The organism is Chitinivorax tropicus (assembly GCF_014202905.1).
GTDB classification, from domain to species: Bacteria; Pseudomonadota; Gammaproteobacteria; order Burkholderiales; family SCOH01; genus Chitinivorax; species Chitinivorax tropicus.
In genome coordinates, this window is sequence record NZ_JACHHY010000016.1 from 97,556 (window position 1) to 113,477 (window position 15,922).

Sequence of the window (15,922 nt, forward strand, 5' to 3'; positions counted from 1 at the left end):
AGAAGAGCAGGCTCAAAGGGGCTAGCTGTCTGTTAGAGTGCGAGCCACATCTGTTCTGTATGCTGCAATTGCGGGGATGATGGCGGCCAATGTGCCTACCCCCAGTGCGCCGGCGATCAACAACCATTCCGCGTGGAGCCAGATATGGCCGGTCAGGCCCAGGCTTTGTGCTGGGCCGAGCCAGGTTGCCAATCCTTCTGTCAAGCCATGGCCCAAGCCCAGCCCGACCAACGCCGCCAGCCCTGCCAGCAGTAAGCCTTCCAGTAGGACGACCCAAAGCAGGCTGAATCGACCGGCACCTAGCATACGCATGACCGCAAGGTCATAGCGACGCTCACGCAAGGTGTTATAGAAGGCGACAAAGACCGATAAGGTGGCTGCGATGATCAATACCAGCGCGTTGGCCCGGTAGGCATCCAGGCCAAAGCCGATCAGGCTCCATAGGCGGGCAGATTCCATGGCAGGGGCTGCAGCCTGCATCGAACTCTGGCTATTGATCACGCGGGGCATGATGGCGGCGGCCATCGGGCTTCGGTACTTGATCAGCAACGCGGTGATTTCCTTGCCCGCATCTTCCTCGTCGTTGTCCTCGGTCGTGGCGGTGCTGCTTCCTTCGTGGGTATCCCAAACGCTTTGCACCGGGGTCAGAATCAGCTTATCCAGCACTGTCCCGGTCTTTTGCAGGATACCAACGACCTGAAACGGGTTGTCATCATGTAAATCACCACCGGGTGCCAAACCGTGCGAGCTGGCGAATTCCTGATCGAGTTTCAAACCGGTGGCTGCGGCAGCATCGGCCCCGACCACTACTTCCATCGAGGTTTTCCAGATGCGGCCTTGTGCGACCTTGGCTCCATAGAGATCCAGATAGGATGGGTCAGTGCCGACAATGCGGATGCCGTGATAACTATCCCCCAGGGCAAGCGGGACGGCTTTGGCAACCATGGGGTTTTTGCGGAGCTTGTTTGCTTCGGTCAACGGAATGTTGCCGTTGGGCACGTCAGCATGATAGACGCTCGACAAAATCAGCTGCAGCGGGCTGCCTTTGGCCCCGACAACCAGGTCGATTCCAGAGGCATCGGCCTGCAGACGTTGTTCCAGCTGAGATGAAAACAGCAACATCGCACTGATGGTGCCGATACCCAATGCCAACAGCAGCAGGTTGAGTATGGTCGTGAGCGGGCGGCCAACCAGATTGCGCCAGGCAAGATGCAGCAGGCTCATGATTGCACCCCCAGTGTCAGCTGGTTGGCGATACGATGTTTGACCCGGCTGTCATGCGTGGCGATCACCAGTGTGGCGGCACAAGCCCGGGCCGCATCCAGCAGCACATCCAGCGCGGCTTCTGCGGCTTGATCATCTAGATTGGCAGTGGGCTCATCGGCCAGTAGCAGTTTGGGGGTATTCACCGTTGCCCGCGCAATGGCGGCACGCTGTTTCTGCCCTTGGCTGAGCGCACCCGGGCGACGATTGGCGAGCGCCTCGATACCCAGTGATTTCAGTACATGATCGATGCGGACATCGTCCCGCTTTTGGCCTGCAAGCGTTTGGGCCAATCGCAGGTTTTCGCGCACGGAAAGCAAGGGCAGCAGATGCAATTGTTGAGGGACAAAACCGATATGACGACCACGGAAATGATCCAGTGCGTGACCAGACAATTGTTGTAACACCTGCCCGGCAATGCCGATCGTTCCTGCCCTGGGGGTGAGCAAACCCGCCAGCATGGCAACCAATGTGCTTTTCCCGCTACCTGAAGGGCCTAACAGTAAGGCGATATCTCCTTGTGATAATTGCCAATCTGGAAAACGAATAGGGCGTCCACCTGGATAGGTGAATTCGAGTTGTTGAATACTGAGCAAAGCAATGTTCTCCTCATCGATCCGGTTTCATAGCATGTGGCAAGCTGAATGCGGAGTCTAGCTCAGTTCAGTTTCTGCTTCATTGATGGTGTGCCATGCAGGGAACGGGTCGGGGAAGTGACACCAGCCACCCACCCCCAATGCCATTTCGGCCTCTGTCAACAGACAATCATCCAGCCGTTGGCGAATCGCTGATTCGTCCAACCCGATTCCAATGAACACCAGCTCCTGCCGCCGATCTCCGTAAGGCGTTTGCCAGCTGGCCTCAATCATGCACATATACTCCGGGTCTTCCGGCCAATCCGCCCGATCGACGGCAGCCCACCAAAGACCAGCGGCACCGTAACGCATGGCGCCACCTGCCTGGGACCAATTACCTGCAAAATCTGGCCGGTTGGCCAGCCAGAAAAAACCTTTGGAGCGTAAAACACCATCCCACTCCTGATGCAAACAGGCCCAGAAACGCTGTGGGTGAAACGGTCTGCGGGCCGTATAGCTGAAACTACTGATGCCATAAACCGTTGTTTCCGGCACATGCTCACCCCGTAACGCTTTCAGCCAACCTGGCGCCTGCGCAGCCCGGTCAAAGTCAAAACGCCCTGTATTCAAAAGCACATTGAGTGGCACTTGGCCAAATTGGCTTGGCACGATATGTGCGTCTGGATTCAACGTTCGCAGGATGGCGGTCAGGCGTGCTTGCTCATCGGCTGTCATCAGGTCCGTTTTGTTCAGAACCAGCACATCACAGAACTCGATCTGTTCGATCAGCAGCTCGACAATGCCACGCTCGTCCTCCTCGCCCATCGACTCGCCACGATCCGCCAACATGTCGGTACTGGTGTAATCCTTGAGGAAATTGTATCCATCAACCACCGTGACCATGGTATCCAGCCGCGCCATATCGGACAAACAGACACCCTGAGCATCACGGAAGGTGAACGTCTCGGCCACCGGCATCGGTTCTGAAATCCCAGTGGATTCGATCAGCAGATAATCAAACCGCCCTGCAGTTGCCAGTGTGCGTACTTCTTGGAGCAGATCCTCACGTAAGGTGCAGCAGATACAGCCGTTGCTCATTGCCACCATGCGTTCATCAGTACGGGACAATTGCGCCCCACCCTCTTGCACCAGCGCGGCATCAATGTTGATCTCAGACATGTCGTTGACGATGACGGCCACACGCAAACCTTCACGATTGTTCAATACATGATTCAAGAGCGTGGTTTTACCGGCGCCCAAGAAGCCAGACAGCACGGTGACGGGCAGTTGTTTTGGCAAGGACATAGTGAGCCTCTTTTTGCAACATGGTTGCATTATGCCAATGAAAAGCTGTTAGATGCAACTATGTTGCAAAAATGAAATAGGGATAAATGGCACTGTTGGCTTTTGCCATAGTAGAGCTGGAAATGAGGACGGCTCTAAAGGGGGCAGGTAGGAGGACAGGCTTCGTACCCGAAACGAGGGCGGCGATGTGGGGTAATGTTGATCGCAGCTTTGCTGCCCCTTCTGGGGCAGGGCTAGACGTAACGTGGGGCGTGAATGTCAATCAAGCTTGCGCATCAATCGACGATATCAACCAAGGCGTGGGATAGGCTTTTCTTGAAGTGCTGGGCGGCTTGCTCGTGCTTGCCGATGTGTTCGAGCAATTGGGCCAGCTCAATATGGGCAACCACCGAAGGTGAGACAGCCAGGCTGGCTTCCAGATAGCTTTGTGCCTTGCCCCATAGCTGCTGGGCGTGACAAAGCCGGCCCAAGGTGAGTAGCAGGGCGGCGTCTTTGGGGTGTTGCGGTAACCACGACTCGGCTTGTTGAATCAACTTGAGCAGGTTGTCGTTGCCTTGTGGGTGGTTGTGGTGCAAGTTGCCGAACAGCTCGATCAACTCAGTATCCCAGTCTTGTTCCAGTGCGTTGATCAGCACATCGGTAGCCAGCTCGATATCACCCAATTGTAATAGCTTCCGCGCTGCGGCAGCGGCCAAGCGGGGTTGCAGGCGGTCATGTTTGTCCAACCTGCTCCACCATTCCCGCAGGCTGCGGGCGTTCATGGGCTCGTGTTTGAGGATGTGCAGGTGTGAAGCCAGGCGGATGGTCTGTGCGGTGGCGGTGTCAATGGCATCGCTCTTTTGCAGTTGTTCCAATATTCGCAGCACGGCTTCGGGCTCGCCCCGTTGCTGGCGAATCTTTAGCTCCAGGCGCAGGGCATTGGTCAATTTGGGTGCGATGCTCTTGGCTTCTTCTAGGGCATCAAGTGCGGCGGTGGTTTCGCGTTGATCAGCCAACAGCTCTGCTTGGGTGATGTAACGTGCCAGGCGGACATGTTGATCAGCAATGCCAGCTTGGGAGAGATGGTGATCGCGCTTGTCGAAATCGCGCACGATATGGGCGGAACGGGCGGCCAGCAAGGCGGCCAATGCCTTGCCTCGTGGATCTTCTTCAAGATCGAACATTTTGCTGGCTTCTCGCTCGGCACGGTTGTATCGGCCTTCGAAGAAGGCTTCCAGTGCGTCGAGCATGGCCGTACGTGCTGCTTCTTGGTTGCGTTTGCGATGGTAGGCCTTGACTTGCTTGGGCAGCTCCAGGGCGCTGAAGGTCAGCCGGAACAGCCCATAGACGATGATGAACGCGGTAATGATCATGATGATCAACGCGTTCAGTGAGATGTCCAGACGGTAAGGCGGCACCACAAACAGCGCGTAGCCGTCGTTGACACCGGCCAACATGGTCACGGCAACGGCTGCCGTGAAGATGGCGATCAGCCAGAGCAGCAGTTTCACTCGTTGCTCCCGACAGGTCTCAATTTGGCATCTCGAACGGCATTCAAACTGGCTTGCAGGTTGGGTGGTTCGCTGCCGATTTCAAGCTGCGCAAGTTGTAGCAGGCCTTGTTGGAAGCCCTTGGTTTGTGCGGCTTGGGTATCGAAATACCGTTCGACATATTGCCGGGCCAATTGTAGATCGCTTTGAAAAGTCATGCCGTCACGTTGCAGATTGGCCATGCGGGCATCCAGCAGACGTAATTTGAGGTTTTCGCGCAGGAAGAATGCTTGTTCGGGTGATAGCAGCAGCGGCTCTTGTTTATCCAGCCGACGCACGCGGATTAGGTCCTTGATCTCACCCCACAATTCGCTCCATAGCCGTTGAACGACGTTGGCGTCGGCTTGTGCGGGCGTGGGTGGGGATTTGGGCTGGGGTTGCTCGACGACCAAAGGCATGCTGTCAATGGCAGTCAACAGGCCATTGATCTTCACAGCGGTGCCGACGGTATCGATGAAGGGGAAGCGTTTCAGCGATTCCATGTCTTTCGCCAGTGCGCTTCTGACAGCCAACCACTGTGGCTCATTTTGCCCTTGTAGGCGTTGATCGATGTTCTGTAATGAGATCAGCGCGAGTTTCACGTTGCCAGCCAGCTGCAGGTGCTGGTTGGCCAACATCAAGGCTTGTTCGATATCAGCGAGCGACGCTTCGTCACGGCTGCGCGACAATTCCTGATACATCGATTCCAGCGCGACTTGCTGATTCTGCGATTCGGTCAGCTTGTTTTCCAAGATGGCCAGACGTGTTTGCATCTGTGTGACGTTGTCTGCGCTTTTCTCGGCCAGCTGGCGGCTGGTCTGGTTGAATGTGCCTGCCTCAAGCTGTAGTTTTTGCATTTTGTGGTTGTTGGTCAGCCAGTGGGTGGTGACCAGCACCAGCGCGACGGCGCCCAATGCTATGCCCCAATTGAAGCGAGGCTTGTCTGGCGCGGGCGACATGGCATGGCTTGTCGGCGCCATGTGTGGTGGCGGAGTCTGTGCCGATGCGCTTGTATCTTGCGAGGCCGTGGCGGCGGGGGGCGCGGTGTCGTGTGGCGCCGTATCCATCTTGTCTTCCATTCGGTGGTTGAACCAATCGCAGAGGCCCACGAGCATACCGTTATCGCCGGGGCTTGTCACAACGATGCGGGAAAATCCCAATTCTGCAGCGCGGGCCGCAATGCGTTGATGGGAAACGAATAGCGGTGACGATTGTAACTGCTTGCTGTAGCTTTCTCCAGCCAGCTGGTGCAAATGCTCCAGCGCTTCGGTGCTGCTGATAGCCCAGGCTGGTTGCGGATCGCCTGTGAGGATGGGGCCGATGGCGTGTTGGATACGGGTGCGTTGATAAGCTTGGACGTATTCGACATGGGCACCACGTTGAATCAGGGTATCGGCCAACAACTCCCGTCCGCCATCACCTCGAAAGATCAAAACGCGTTGGCCATGCATATGTTGCAGACGAGGGAGGTCCAGTAGTCCTTCGCTGTCGAAACGCTCGGATGGCACCAGGGGCTCTGGCGTATCGAATGCAGCCAGTGCGTCAGCGCTGCTTTGGCCAACGACGACCGGTGTGACCGTGCTGGGCCAGCCACCGGTTTCCATGATTTTAGGCAGCACCTTGGAGATGGCTGTCGGGCTGACCAGCACGGCGAAATCGAACTCACATAGACGGGCAATGGCTTGACTCAGCTCGTCAGGGTTGGCGGGCTCATCGATGGCCAACAGAGGTAGTGCGATTGGCTGCCCGCCTGCTTCGCGGATGGCGGCCAAAAGCTTCTTGGCTTGCTCGGCGGGCCGGGTGACAACTATGCGGGCATGGGCGGGCAGTCGTGGCATGCGATCCTCAGCAAAGGGTGCTTGGGGGACGAAATCCATGATTCAACAGCTGACGAAGCTGACCTGTAGATGGCGGTGCCATGGCAGGCTGCGTGATCGACAGTTGTTTTGCTGCCAGATGACGCAACGGCGTTGTCACTTGGCATGGGGCCGTTCAGAAGGATATTGCCAGCCGAACGAAGGAGAACAATCCCGCTGATACGTGGCCGCCTGTCAGACTACCGTGTAGGCAGACAGTTCATCCACAATTATTGATGATTTCCTGGCAACCTGAAACTGGTGTGAGTGCATCAGGTTGCCGACGTGGGCAGTGATCAGCCCGGATGGGCGTCGTCCAAGGCGGCCATAATGTTGGCCGCTCCTTGTTGCAATAATGCATCAGCCGCCCGCTGGCCCAGCATTTCGGGCTCATCAACCGGGCCATGTAGCGTGATCTGCAGCATATTGCTGCCATCAGGCATGGCGATGAAGGCGCGCAGCTGCAGTTGCCCTGCGACCACCTCTGCAAAGCCGCCCAATGGCACCTGACAGCTGCCGCCCAATACGCGGCTCATGGCGCGCTCTGCACGGACACAGGCTGCAGTTTCCGGGTGATTCAAGGGGGCCAACAGGGCGAGCAGGTCTTCACGATCGGCCCGGCACTCGATGGCCAATGCGCCCTGCCCGACAGCGGGCAGGCTGGCCTCGGTCGGTAACAGGCTGGTGATGCGCTCGGTGAGCGCCAATCTGCGCAGGCCGGCTGCTGCCAGGATGATGGCGTCGTATTGGCCTTCATCCAGCTTTCTCAGGCGAGTCTGCACATTGCCACGTAAAGGCTTGACCACCAGCTGCGGAAAACGGCTGCGGATCTGGCATTCCCTTCTCAGGCTGGAGGTGCCGACCACGGCACCGGCTGGCAATGCAGTCAGGTCTGCGTAGCGATTCGAGACGAATGCATCGCGCGGGTCTTCACGCTCGCCAATCGCGGCCAGGGTGAATCCCGCTGGCAATTGCATGGGCACGTCTTTGCTGGAGTGCACGGCAAAGTCGGCCTGGCCCGCTTCCATCGCGATTTCCAGCTCTTTGACGAACAACCCTTTGCCGCCGATTTTGTTCAAGGTGACATCGAGAATGCGATCCCCCTGTGTGGTCATGCCCAGGATCTCGACTACCAGACCTGGATAGAGCTGTTGCAGACGGGCCTGGACATGTTTGGCCTGCCACATGGCCAGCAGGCTTTCGCGGGATGCGATGACGACTTTTTCGGGTAAGGTTGGTTTCGACACGATGGGAGGCATTCAAGTCAGGATAGGTGTGGATTTTAACATGCCGATGTCGATCGATTCTTGATCAAGATCGGGCTGAAGGCTTTGATGGAAACGGTAACTTGATCGCCGGGTTGCAGGTCGGCCAGCTCGTCACCATCACCGATCACATCAATCACATCTTGTCCGACCAACAGGGTCACCACCTGGACGACATCCTCTTGCCGGATGGCCAGAACATCGGCAGGCAGATTGAATTTGCCCTGGGTTTTGGGGCCAAGCAAAACGGTCTGGGGAGGGCCTTGGGCTACGATCCGGCCTTGCTGGATATGCCAGACCCGATTCGCCATTTTGATGACCTCGGCCAGATCATGGCTGACCAACAGCGTGGTGATGCCGAGGGTGCGCTGCCAAGTGATGAGATCAAGTTGCAATTGGTGGCGGGTGGTGCGGTCGAGCGCGGCTAAGGCTTCATCCAACAGTAACAGCTTGGGGCGGCGGGCCAAGGCGCGGGCAACGGCAACGCGCTGGCGCTGGCCGCCCGAGAGGGTGTCTGGGGGGCGATCCGCCAGTGCCTGCAGGCCGACCATCGCCAACAATTGCATGGCCGCTTGCGGGGTGGCACCGGCAAATGTCAGGTTGTCTTGTACAGTCATGTTCGGGAACAGCGCGTAGTCCTGAAACACGTAGCCGATTGAGCGCCGCTGCGGCGGCAGATGGATACGGCGGGTGGCGTCGAACCAGACTTCGCCATCGACTACCAAACGACCGGCATCGGGTTGGATCAAGCCGGCCAGCATGCGTAACAGCGTGGTTTTGCCCGCACCAGATGGGCCGAAGATAGCCAGGCATTCACCAGGCTGGATCACGCCCTCCAGAGACAGCTCCAGTGCGCCATGCGGACTGCGCATCCTGCGTTGCAGGCTCAGTTCGATCATGTTTGCCTCGCCCGCGCCTGCCGACGATTCAAGCCGTACACCAGCAATACAATGGCAAAGCTGACCACGAATAACACGGCTGCGTAGGCGTGCGCCGCTGCATAGTTCAGGCTTTCCACTTCATCGTAGATGGCGATGGAGGCAACTTTGGTCACGCCTGGGATGTTACCGCCAATCATCAGCACCACCCCAAATTCACCCACGGTATGGGCAAAGGTCATCACACAGCCAGAGAGCAAGGCGGGCTTGATATTGGGCAACAGCACCCGAGCCAAGGTGGTGAGCCGTGATTTGCCCAAGGTATAGGCTGCCTCGCGTAGGCTGACTGGCAAGGCTTGCAGTGCAGATTGCAGCGGGTGCACCATGAATGGCAGGCTGAACAACACCGAGCCGATCACCAGCCCGGCAAAGCTGAATGCTAGATGCAGATCGAAACGTTCTGCCAGCCATTGGCCCAGTGCCTGGTTGGGGCTGAACAGCAACAAGAGGTAAAAACCGAGCACCGAGGGGGGCAGCACCAATGGCATGCTGACCAGCGTTTCGATGACGGGTTTGATGCGACGTTGGGTAAAAGCCAGCCAGCAGGCCAGGGGCAAACCCAGCAGAAACAGGATGACAGTCGTGATCGCGGCCAATTTGGCAGTCAGCCAGAGGGGTTGCCAGTCCATTTCGGTTTATTCCAATATGGCCATTTCGTTGGCTTTGATCAGCGCCTCAATCCGATCCCCTGCTTGCAGATCCAGGTGGTGGGCCGCCCGTGTGGTGATCACTGCAAACAATGGGTGCCCAGCCAAGTGTAATTTCACCCGGGTCAGCACCTTGCCATGGTCGATCGATTCAACCGTGACCGGGAAGCGGTTGCGCAGGCTGATGCGTCCGCTCAGCGATTTCGCCAGCGATACCTCCGTATCTTTGAATGCCAAGGTGACCTGCTGTCCTACTTGCCAGATCGATTCGAATGAAGTTACCAACAGCGTGAGGCTGACAGTGTGTCCCAGCGCATCCGCCTCCAGCAAGGTGATGGCACCCTCTCGTTCAATGGCGGTCAGGGTGGCAGGTAGGCGGTTCATGGCAACAGGTACCCATATCGTTGCAAAATGGCTCGGGCAGTCGGCCCATACAGAAAGTCCATCCACGCTTGGCTGGCGATCGGCTGTTTGGCCGCGCCATGTTTCAATATCACGGCGCCTTGTGGAATCGGCTGGTAAAGCGATTTGGGCAGATCGACCCAGCGGCCCTTGCCCGCCATTTCGGGGGATACCACCACGGATTTGGCCGTGATGCCGATATCGGCAACACGGTTGGCAATGTACTGATTGGTCTGGGCGATGCTCTCGCCAAATACCAGCTTGGTCTTGATGACCTCGTCGAGTTTGGACTGGGCCAGGGCTTTCATGGCCTCTTGTCCGTATGGCGCTGTTTTGGGGTTGGCTACGGCAATCTTTCTGACGGTCGGTTGCTGCATGACAGTCTGCCAATTGGCCGGATCGAGATCCGGGTGCAATGTCCACACCACCAACCCCCCATACGCATAGGGTTTGGGGGCGGCAGTGGCCAGCCCTTGCTGGTGAAGCTTTTCCGGAAATGTCATGTCCGCTGAGATAAACACATCAAATGGTGCGCCAGCCATGATCTGGGCGACGAATTTGCCTGACGAATTGAAACTGGCTTTGGCATCATGCCCGGTTTCGGCTTTGAACGCGCTCGCGAGATCATCAAATGCATATTGCACATTGGCGGCAACCGCGATGGTCAAAGTATCCGCCACAGCGGCGCTGGTGCTGGTAATGAAGCACAGGCAGGTCAACAAGCGGTGTGTTTTCATCGGGAGCTTTCCATGGACTGCAATGCGTGTCTAATTGGGCAAACCCAGCATGATATGGGCAGGCTGCACCAGTGCAGTGGCTGACAGGCCGGGTTGCAGCACCAGTGCATCGGCGCTGTCGTTGGTGATGATGGCGACTATGGTCTGTCCGCCGGGCAGGGCCAGTACGACTTCGCAGTTGACTGCACCACGATGCAGCGTGCTGATGGTGCCCGTCAGTTGATTGGGCGTGGACAGCCCGACAACCTGGCCGACAGCCAGCATGACCCAGGAGGCCTTGATCAAGGCCACGACCTCGCTGCCACTCTGCAAGGCAAGCTGCTCGGTGCTTTCATGGGTGATGGTGGCGACCAGCTCACCACCACCCGGCAGCCGCAGAATAATCTCATCGTTGACCGCACCCTGCCGGATCTGGTGGACATGGCCGAATAACTGGTTACGCGCGCTGGTTTTCATATTCAAACGTTGCAATATCGGTAGCGCCTCATCACTGTTTGCCAGAATGGGTGGCAGGCTGTCCAGAAAGCGCAGGTGCGCCGCTTCCAGACGTTGAAAGGTGGCGAGCAGCTGTTGCCCGCGTGGCGTGAGCTGCGTGCCCCCGCCCCCCTTCCCTCCTACACTACGCTGCACCAACGCCTCTCCAGCCAGATTGTTGATGGCATCGATGGCATCCCACGCTGCTTTGTAGCTGAGCCCGACCTGCTTCGCCGCCTGAGAAATCGACCCACTCAGAGCGATGGCCTGCAGAAGACGGATGCGTGCGCTGCTCAAGCTGTGCTGATTGTCGAAGGCCAGAGCCAGCGAGGCGTGCAGTTTCATGGCTTACTCAAAAGGGGCTCGTTATATAGTCAATTATATAGCGATGGTGTTCAAGCGCTGCTTGCGTTATATCAAGGCTTGGAAAAAGCGGGGCAAGCCCCGCTAAACTCAATGACTTTCACCACGGGCCAGATTGTCGTCAGTTTTTTCCACCCTGGGTGGGAAGAAGAACTCGCCAGGGCGGGTCAGGAGGCGTTTCAATACGGCACGACCAAGCGGGCGGGCCATATCAAAGCGGATGCGCCTGGAACGCAATGCCACCCAGAGTGCCAGGCTGAAGCTGACGGTCAGGTTGGTCATGCCGATCAGCCAGATACCAGCAATCGACCACAGCACAGTCTGCCAGGGCATCTGGTTTTCCAGGCCCACCAAAGAATAGGCGAAATTGGCGGCTGAGAATGTGATGTGGCGGATATCGATCGGTAAGCCGACCAATGCGCCTATCGTGCCGATGGTGCCCAGCATGAAGCCAAAATAGAAATTGCCCGACAGACCACCCAGATTGTTCCGGATATAGTTGGCAAAGCGCCCCAGGCGCTCGTTACCCAACAGGCGCTGTAACAAGGGCCTTTGCTGCAGGCGCTCTGGAATCTGGTCGTAGACCACCTTGTTGTCGTAATAGCCCGATATCAACCCCGCCAGGAACAGGCAAACACCGGCAATGGCGGCATGAAACAGGGCAAGGCTTTGCACTGGATTGATGTCATGTAACAGTCGCTGCACCTTGGGCGGGTCAACCAGATGGCTGCCTGTTCCCCAGTACCAGAGCCAGCCGATGGCATAAGCGGTGGGGATGGCGAGAAAGACATTGCCGATGATGGCAACAAACTGGCTACGAGCCACACGCACAACCAGCTCGGTCAGATTGTCCAGCGCGGTCTTACCATTGCCGTCTTGTATGGCCGCAGCGATGTGGGCGGCAGTCATGGCGGGCTGTTTGGTGGCAATGGTGAAATGCAGGCGGTGTACCAACATGAAACCCAGTGCGTAGTTCATGCTGAACAGAAAAGCCTCGATCAGCGGGGGCGCATGCAGCTTGGTAGCCAGGATCTTGATCAAAGCCATGAAACCAACAATGAAACCCGCCCCGGCGGCGGATCGCAGCATGAACCAGTAATCCCGGCGGCCATGGGTGACATAGTGCTCACCAGTTCGGCTGGCGTGCTCGGTGACTTGGCGGGCGACCAGCTCCACATTGTCGCGAAAGAAATCACGGATATTCAGCTTGCGATTGTCCGCCCACAACAGCTCCTTGAATAATGCCAACGCCAGGGCTTGTTTTTGCGCCAGGTCGCCCGGCTCAATCAGTTGCAACAGGGTGCGCAGACGTTGCAGGCTTTGTTGTAGTCGGACGAGCAGATAGGTCAGGCTGACACTGGCGCCCGACACCGCAGCCTGTTTGCGGATCTTGGCCATCACCAATTCGCACTGATCCAGCAGCACCAACGCATGGCGATGGTCTTCCCTTGGCTGGCCCTGGTCGATCAGCCAGTTGCGATGACGATTGATGTAATCGACGATCTCGACGTTCTGCTTCAGAAAGGGCGACTCGAAGCGCTCGATATCCGGGTGGTTGCGCACCAGCTCGGGCTCCAGGCCCATGCTGGAAATACGATAGGACAGCACCTGTGCCGCATCCAGCATTTCACCGATGATGAAGCGTCGTTGATGGCCCTCGATACGATCACCGCGCAAGGTGTCGAACAGGGTCTGCCAGACATCATCCGGTACAGCGCTGACCCAGACATGATCATCCCGCTGGTTGAAGATTTCACCAAACATGTCCCGCAAGTAGTCTGGATTGACTGCGGGTGGCAGGAGCTTGGCCGCCAGCTTGTTCCGCAATTCGGAAAAGAAGCCCGCATTGGGCAAGATGCCAACGTCTGCATACAGATGCAATTGCTTGCGGGACGCCAGGCAGGCCAATAGGTATAGCCGTAATGCATCACGATAGGCTGGGCGCAGTTGCAGCAACAGGATGAGTGCCCGCAGATTATTGACAGCTATTTCGCCATCGTTGGCACGTTGCGGGCGGATGCTGGCAACCAGCGCTTCAAGGGGGCCGATATCAGTGGTGGAGGGATGGGCGGCAAGTTGCTGGAGGATCAACTCCATGGGCTCTCCTTGACTGGATTGATCAAGTGAAATGGGTGGGGCGACGACACGGCATGTCTGCCAGGCATACATTACAGCGCCAGATGCAGCCCCTATGTGGCACATGCACCAAGCCGGCAAAGCCCAACAGATATGTCATCCATCATGTTGAATACAGATATCGGCAACGGCGCTGCTGGAATAGGGCAGGCAACCGCGCCAGATGAAATCGGGACACTACCAGTTTGTTGTTACTGAATGAAAGGTGGCGATGGCCGAATAAATAACAGACTGTTAGTCAGTTATACAGGCGGTTTGGTTCAATGCCACCATCAGGGCGACGGCGTGAAACATGTTTCACGTGAAACGTATGGTCAGCCATGTGTGTCATCGACAACCCATCAACCGGCACCTAGTCTGTCGGCTAGCCCAGTGGTGCGGGTAGGGGCATGTTCGATGGCGGCCCTCAAGCTGGCCCCGATTCCCCACAACTCCGCAAACTGTTTGGCACGGGTGATGCCAGTGTAGATGAGATTGCGGGTCAATACGGGCAACGGGGCATCGGGTAGCACCAGTGCAATCTGGTCGAATTCAGAGCCCTGTGATTTATGGACGGTCATGCAATATGCTGTGTCATGGGGTGGTAGCCGAGCAGGCGTGATCGACCGCAGCCCCCCTTCTGCTTCAAACCACACACGCAATCCCTGCGGCGAGTCCAGTGCGATGCCGACATCACCGTTGAACAGCTTCAGATTGTAATCGTTACTGGTGATCATCACCGGGCGGCCATGGTACCAGCCTGGGCTTTGATTTCCGCGTAGTACCTGCTCGCTGAGGCGGTTGAGTTGATGCATGCCAGCCTCGCCTTCGCGTGTGGCGGCCAGTAGCCGAAACCGATTGAATGCAGCCATGACCACGGCGGCACTCTGCCCGGTCTGTACCGCCTGCCAAAATGGCCCAAAGCCTTCTCGTATGCGGGTTTCCAGGCGGTTGGCGAGCTGCGCCATATTGCCCTCCTGCCAGCGAATATCAGCAAACTGGTTGCCCTGCAACAGCGCCATGGCTGCAACGGCTTCGCCTTGATTGGCCAAGCGAGCCAATTCACCAATGCCACTACGCCCGTCAAAACGGTAACTGTGGGTGAGTAACATCACGCTACGTCCAATTGGGCCTGCCTCACGTGCGCTGGGCGGCACGGCTACCCCGGCCAGTGCTGCCAGGGCGTCGCAGGTGGTCTGGTCCAGCGCACGTAAGCTGCATAGATCGCCAAATACCGCCCCGGCCTCGACTGACGCCAGCTGGTCTTTATCGCCCAGCAGAATCAAGCGGGAGTGAGCAGGCAAGGCATCGACCAGCTTGGCCATCAAGGCCAGATCAATCATCGAGGCTTCATCCAGCACCAGTACATCACAGGGTAAAGGGTTGCCGGCGTGATGCCTGAAATAGATGGATTCAGGCCGTGGGCCCAGCAGGCGGTGAATGGTCTGTGCTTGCTCTGGAAGGGTATCAATGATCGCTGGTGGCAATGGTAGCTGGTGTTTACGTGCGCGGATCGCCTCTGCCATGCGCGCAGCCGCCTTGCCCGTCGGCGCGGCGAGTTGGATGATCAGCTGGCCATCGTGCAAAGCCTGCAAGGCGCCTAGGATATTGACGACGGTCGAGGTCTTGCCTGTGCCCGGGCCGCCGGAAATCACCGTCAGCCGGTTGATCAATGCCGCCGCTGCTGCTGCCTTCTGCCAGTCAGGTTGTTGTTGATTGTTTGTAAACAGCTGATCCAAGACAGCCCGTGCCGGTGCGTGATCAAGCGTGGTGGGTGGGCCTGCCAATTGCCCCAATTGCTTGGCCAGCTGCGACTCGTAATGCCAGTAGCGCGCCAGATAGAGTCGGCCAAGGTCGAGAATCAAGGGTTGAAACGCCCCGGCCCGGCCACAGATGCCGCTGCTTAGCAGCTGGTCGGCCAATTCGACGGCGTCGTCACGTGGTAACAGATCCAGACAGACGTGGCCCTGCGATGTGGCCTGCATCAGTTGCGCGACCACTGCAGTCACCTCGCCTGGCAGCGGCCCGATTCGACGGTGCAGTACGCGCAGGAATTCGCTGGCCAGCGCGGACGGAGAGGTGTTCGACATGCGGTTTGGTGCGCCTTGTTATAGAGAGGTGGAGGAAGTGGTATTCAAATAAAGCCCGGCCCGCTTTTCCAGTAAGGTGATCAGTGCTGGCTGCATGAATTGATAGTTATCGGGGATGTCCAGGCAAACAATCCGCTTGTCTTGTAGCTGCTTGCCGAAACGGCTGGTCAGGATGCGGCGGTGACGTTTTTCCATGACAAAGATGTGGGTGGCCCATTGGATCTGTTCTGGTTCCAAGAGGGTTTCCGCATCGTCAGCCAGCCCTGCCGAGTCCGTTTCAACACCAGGCCAGCCAGCAAAAACCTGCTCGGCAGTCGGGCTGCGCAGGCGGTTTCGGCTACAGATGAATAAGGCGCGTTTCATACCTGTGTTATCTCATTTACC

The 15,922-nt window shown here is 57.5% G+C and carries 14 protein-coding genes; all 14 read right to left on the reverse strand.

What is annotated here, in order from left to right:
* Positions 1-21 precede the first annotated feature (21 nt).
* On the reverse strand, positions 22-1,224 hold the full coding sequence (locus HNQ59_RS13140; protein WP_184040190.1) for an ABC transporter permease: 1,203 nt from the start codon (positions 1,222-1,224) through the stop codon (positions 22-24).
* Positions 1,221-1,859, reverse strand: coding sequence for an ABC transporter ATP-binding protein (locus HNQ59_RS13145; protein WP_184040192.1), 639 nt, complete (start codon positions 1,857-1,859; stop codon positions 1,221-1,223). The genes HNQ59_RS13140 and HNQ59_RS13145 overlap by 4 nt, the downstream gene beginning before the upstream one ends.
* Positions 1,860-1,916: 57 nt before the next feature.
* A complete protein-coding gene (zigA, locus tag HNQ59_RS13150) occupies positions 1,917-3,143 on the reverse strand; it encodes a zinc metallochaperone GTPase ZigA (RefSeq protein ID WP_184040194.1) in 1,227 nt (408 codons plus the stop codon).
* Between the two features lie 275 nt (positions 3,144-3,418).
* A complete protein-coding gene (locus HNQ59_RS13155; RefSeq protein WP_184040196.1) occupies positions 3,419-4,633 on the reverse strand; it encodes a heme biosynthesis HemY N-terminal domain-containing protein in 1,215 nt (404 codons plus the stop codon).
* The gene (hemDX, locus tag HNQ59_RS13160; RefSeq protein WP_184040198.1) at positions 4,630-6,528 is read right to left on the reverse strand and encodes a fused uroporphyrinogen-III synthase HemD/membrane protein HemX; all 1,899 of its coding nucleotides are present in this window, start codon (positions 6,526-6,528) and stop codon (positions 4,630-4,632) included. The genes HNQ59_RS13155 and hemDX overlap by 4 nt, the downstream gene beginning before the upstream one ends.
* 275 nt (positions 6,529-6,803) lie before the next feature.
* Positions 6,804-7,766 (reverse strand): hydroxymethylbilane synthase, encoded by a 963-nt coding sequence (gene hemC / locus HNQ59_RS13165; RefSeq protein WP_184040200.1) that lies wholly within the window; start codon positions 7,764-7,766, stop codon positions 6,804-6,806.
* A gap of 23 nt (positions 7,767-7,789) precedes the next feature.
* Positions 7,790-8,671: an ABC transporter ATP-binding protein gene (locus tag HNQ59_RS13170; RefSeq protein WP_184040202.1), complete on the reverse strand. Its 882-nt coding sequence runs from the start codon at positions 8,669-8,671 to the stop codon at positions 7,790-7,792.
* Positions 8,668-9,339: a molybdate ABC transporter permease subunit gene (modB, locus tag HNQ59_RS13175; protein ID WP_184040205.1), complete on the reverse strand. Its 672-nt coding sequence runs from the start codon at positions 9,337-9,339 to the stop codon at positions 8,668-8,670. The genes HNQ59_RS13170 and modB overlap by 4 nt, the downstream gene beginning before the upstream one ends.
* 6 nt (positions 9,340-9,345) lie before the next feature.
* The gene (locus HNQ59_RS13180) at positions 9,346-9,741 is read right to left on the reverse strand and encodes a TOBE domain-containing protein (RefSeq protein WP_184040208.1); all 396 of its coding nucleotides are present in this window, start codon (positions 9,739-9,741) and stop codon (positions 9,346-9,348) included.
* A complete protein-coding gene (gene modA, locus HNQ59_RS13185; RefSeq protein ID WP_184040211.1) occupies positions 9,738-10,496 on the reverse strand; it encodes a molybdate ABC transporter substrate-binding protein in 759 nt (252 codons plus the stop codon). Before modA ends, HNQ59_RS13180 begins: the two co-directional genes overlap by 4 nt.
* A gap of 30 nt (positions 10,497-10,526) precedes the next feature.
* Positions 10,527-11,315 carry a TOBE domain-containing protein gene (locus tag HNQ59_RS13190; protein WP_184040214.1) on the reverse strand — a complete coding sequence of 263 codons (789 nt, stop codon included), beginning with the start codon at positions 11,313-11,315 and terminating at the stop codon, positions 10,527-10,529.
* A gap of 108 nt (positions 11,316-11,423) precedes the next feature.
* Positions 11,424-13,430 (reverse strand): site-specific recombinase, encoded by a 2,007-nt coding sequence (locus HNQ59_RS13195; RefSeq protein WP_184040217.1) that lies wholly within the window; start codon positions 13,428-13,430, stop codon positions 11,424-11,426.
* 380 nt (positions 13,431-13,810) lie between these two features.
* The gene (gene recD / locus HNQ59_RS13200) at positions 13,811-15,538 is read right to left on the reverse strand and encodes an exodeoxyribonuclease V subunit alpha (RefSeq protein ID WP_184040220.1); all 1,728 of its coding nucleotides are present in this window, start codon (positions 15,536-15,538) and stop codon (positions 13,811-13,813) included.
* A gap of 18 nt (positions 15,539-15,556) precedes the next feature.
* Positions 15,557-15,901 (reverse strand): low molecular weight protein tyrosine phosphatase family protein, encoded by a 345-nt coding sequence (locus HNQ59_RS13205; RefSeq protein WP_184040223.1) that lies wholly within the window; start codon positions 15,899-15,901, stop codon positions 15,557-15,559.
* Between the last annotated feature and the right edge of the window lie 21 nt (positions 15,902-15,922).

What these genes read in the sequence shown, in the direction of transcription:
- HNQ59_RS13180 (WP_184040208.1), bottom strand. Translation starts at nt 9,741, where the DNA reads ATGAACCGCCTACCTGCCACCCTGACCGCCATTGAACGAGAGGGTGCC.
- HNQ59_RS13170 (WP_184040202.1), bottom strand. Translation starts at nt 8,671, where the DNA reads ATGATCGAACTGAGCCTGCAACGCAGGATGCGCAGTCCGCATGGCGCA.
- HNQ59_RS13140 (WP_184040190.1), bottom strand. Translation starts at nt 1,224, where the DNA reads ATGAGCCTGCTGCATCTTGCCTGGCGCAATCTGGTTGGCCGCCCGCTC.
- recD (WP_184040220.1), bottom strand. Translation starts at nt 15,538, where the DNA reads ATGTCGAACACCTCTCCGTCCGCGCTGGCCAGCGAATTCCTGCGCGTA.
- modB (WP_184040205.1), bottom strand. Translation starts at nt 9,339, where the DNA reads ATGGACTGGCAACCCCTCTGGCTGACTGCCAAATTGGCCGCGATCACG.
- hemC (WP_184040200.1), bottom strand. Translation starts at nt 7,766, where the DNA reads ATGCCTCCCATCGTGTCGAAACCAACCTTACCCGAAAAAGTCGTCATC.
- HNQ59_RS13195 (WP_184040217.1), bottom strand. Translation starts at nt 13,430, where the DNA reads ATGGAGTTGATCCTCCAGCAACTTGCCGCCCATCCCTCCACCACTGAT.
- modA (WP_184040211.1), bottom strand. Translation starts at nt 10,496, where the DNA reads ATGAAAACACACCGCTTGTTGACCTGCCTGTGCTTCATTACCAGCACC.
- zigA (WP_184040194.1), bottom strand. Translation starts at nt 3,143, where the DNA reads ATGTCCTTGCCAAAACAACTGCCCGTCACCGTGCTGTCTGGCTTCTTG.
- hemDX (WP_184040198.1), bottom strand. Translation starts at nt 6,528, where the DNA reads ATGGATTTCGTCCCCCAAGCACCCTTTGCTGAGGATCGCATGCCACGA.
- HNQ59_RS13190 (WP_184040214.1), bottom strand. Translation starts at nt 11,315, where the DNA reads ATGAAACTGCACGCCTCGCTGGCTCTGGCCTTCGACAATCAGCACAGC.
- HNQ59_RS13205 (WP_184040223.1), bottom strand. Translation starts at nt 15,901, where the DNA reads ATGAAACGCGCCTTATTCATCTGTAGCCGAAACCGCCTGCGCAGCCCG.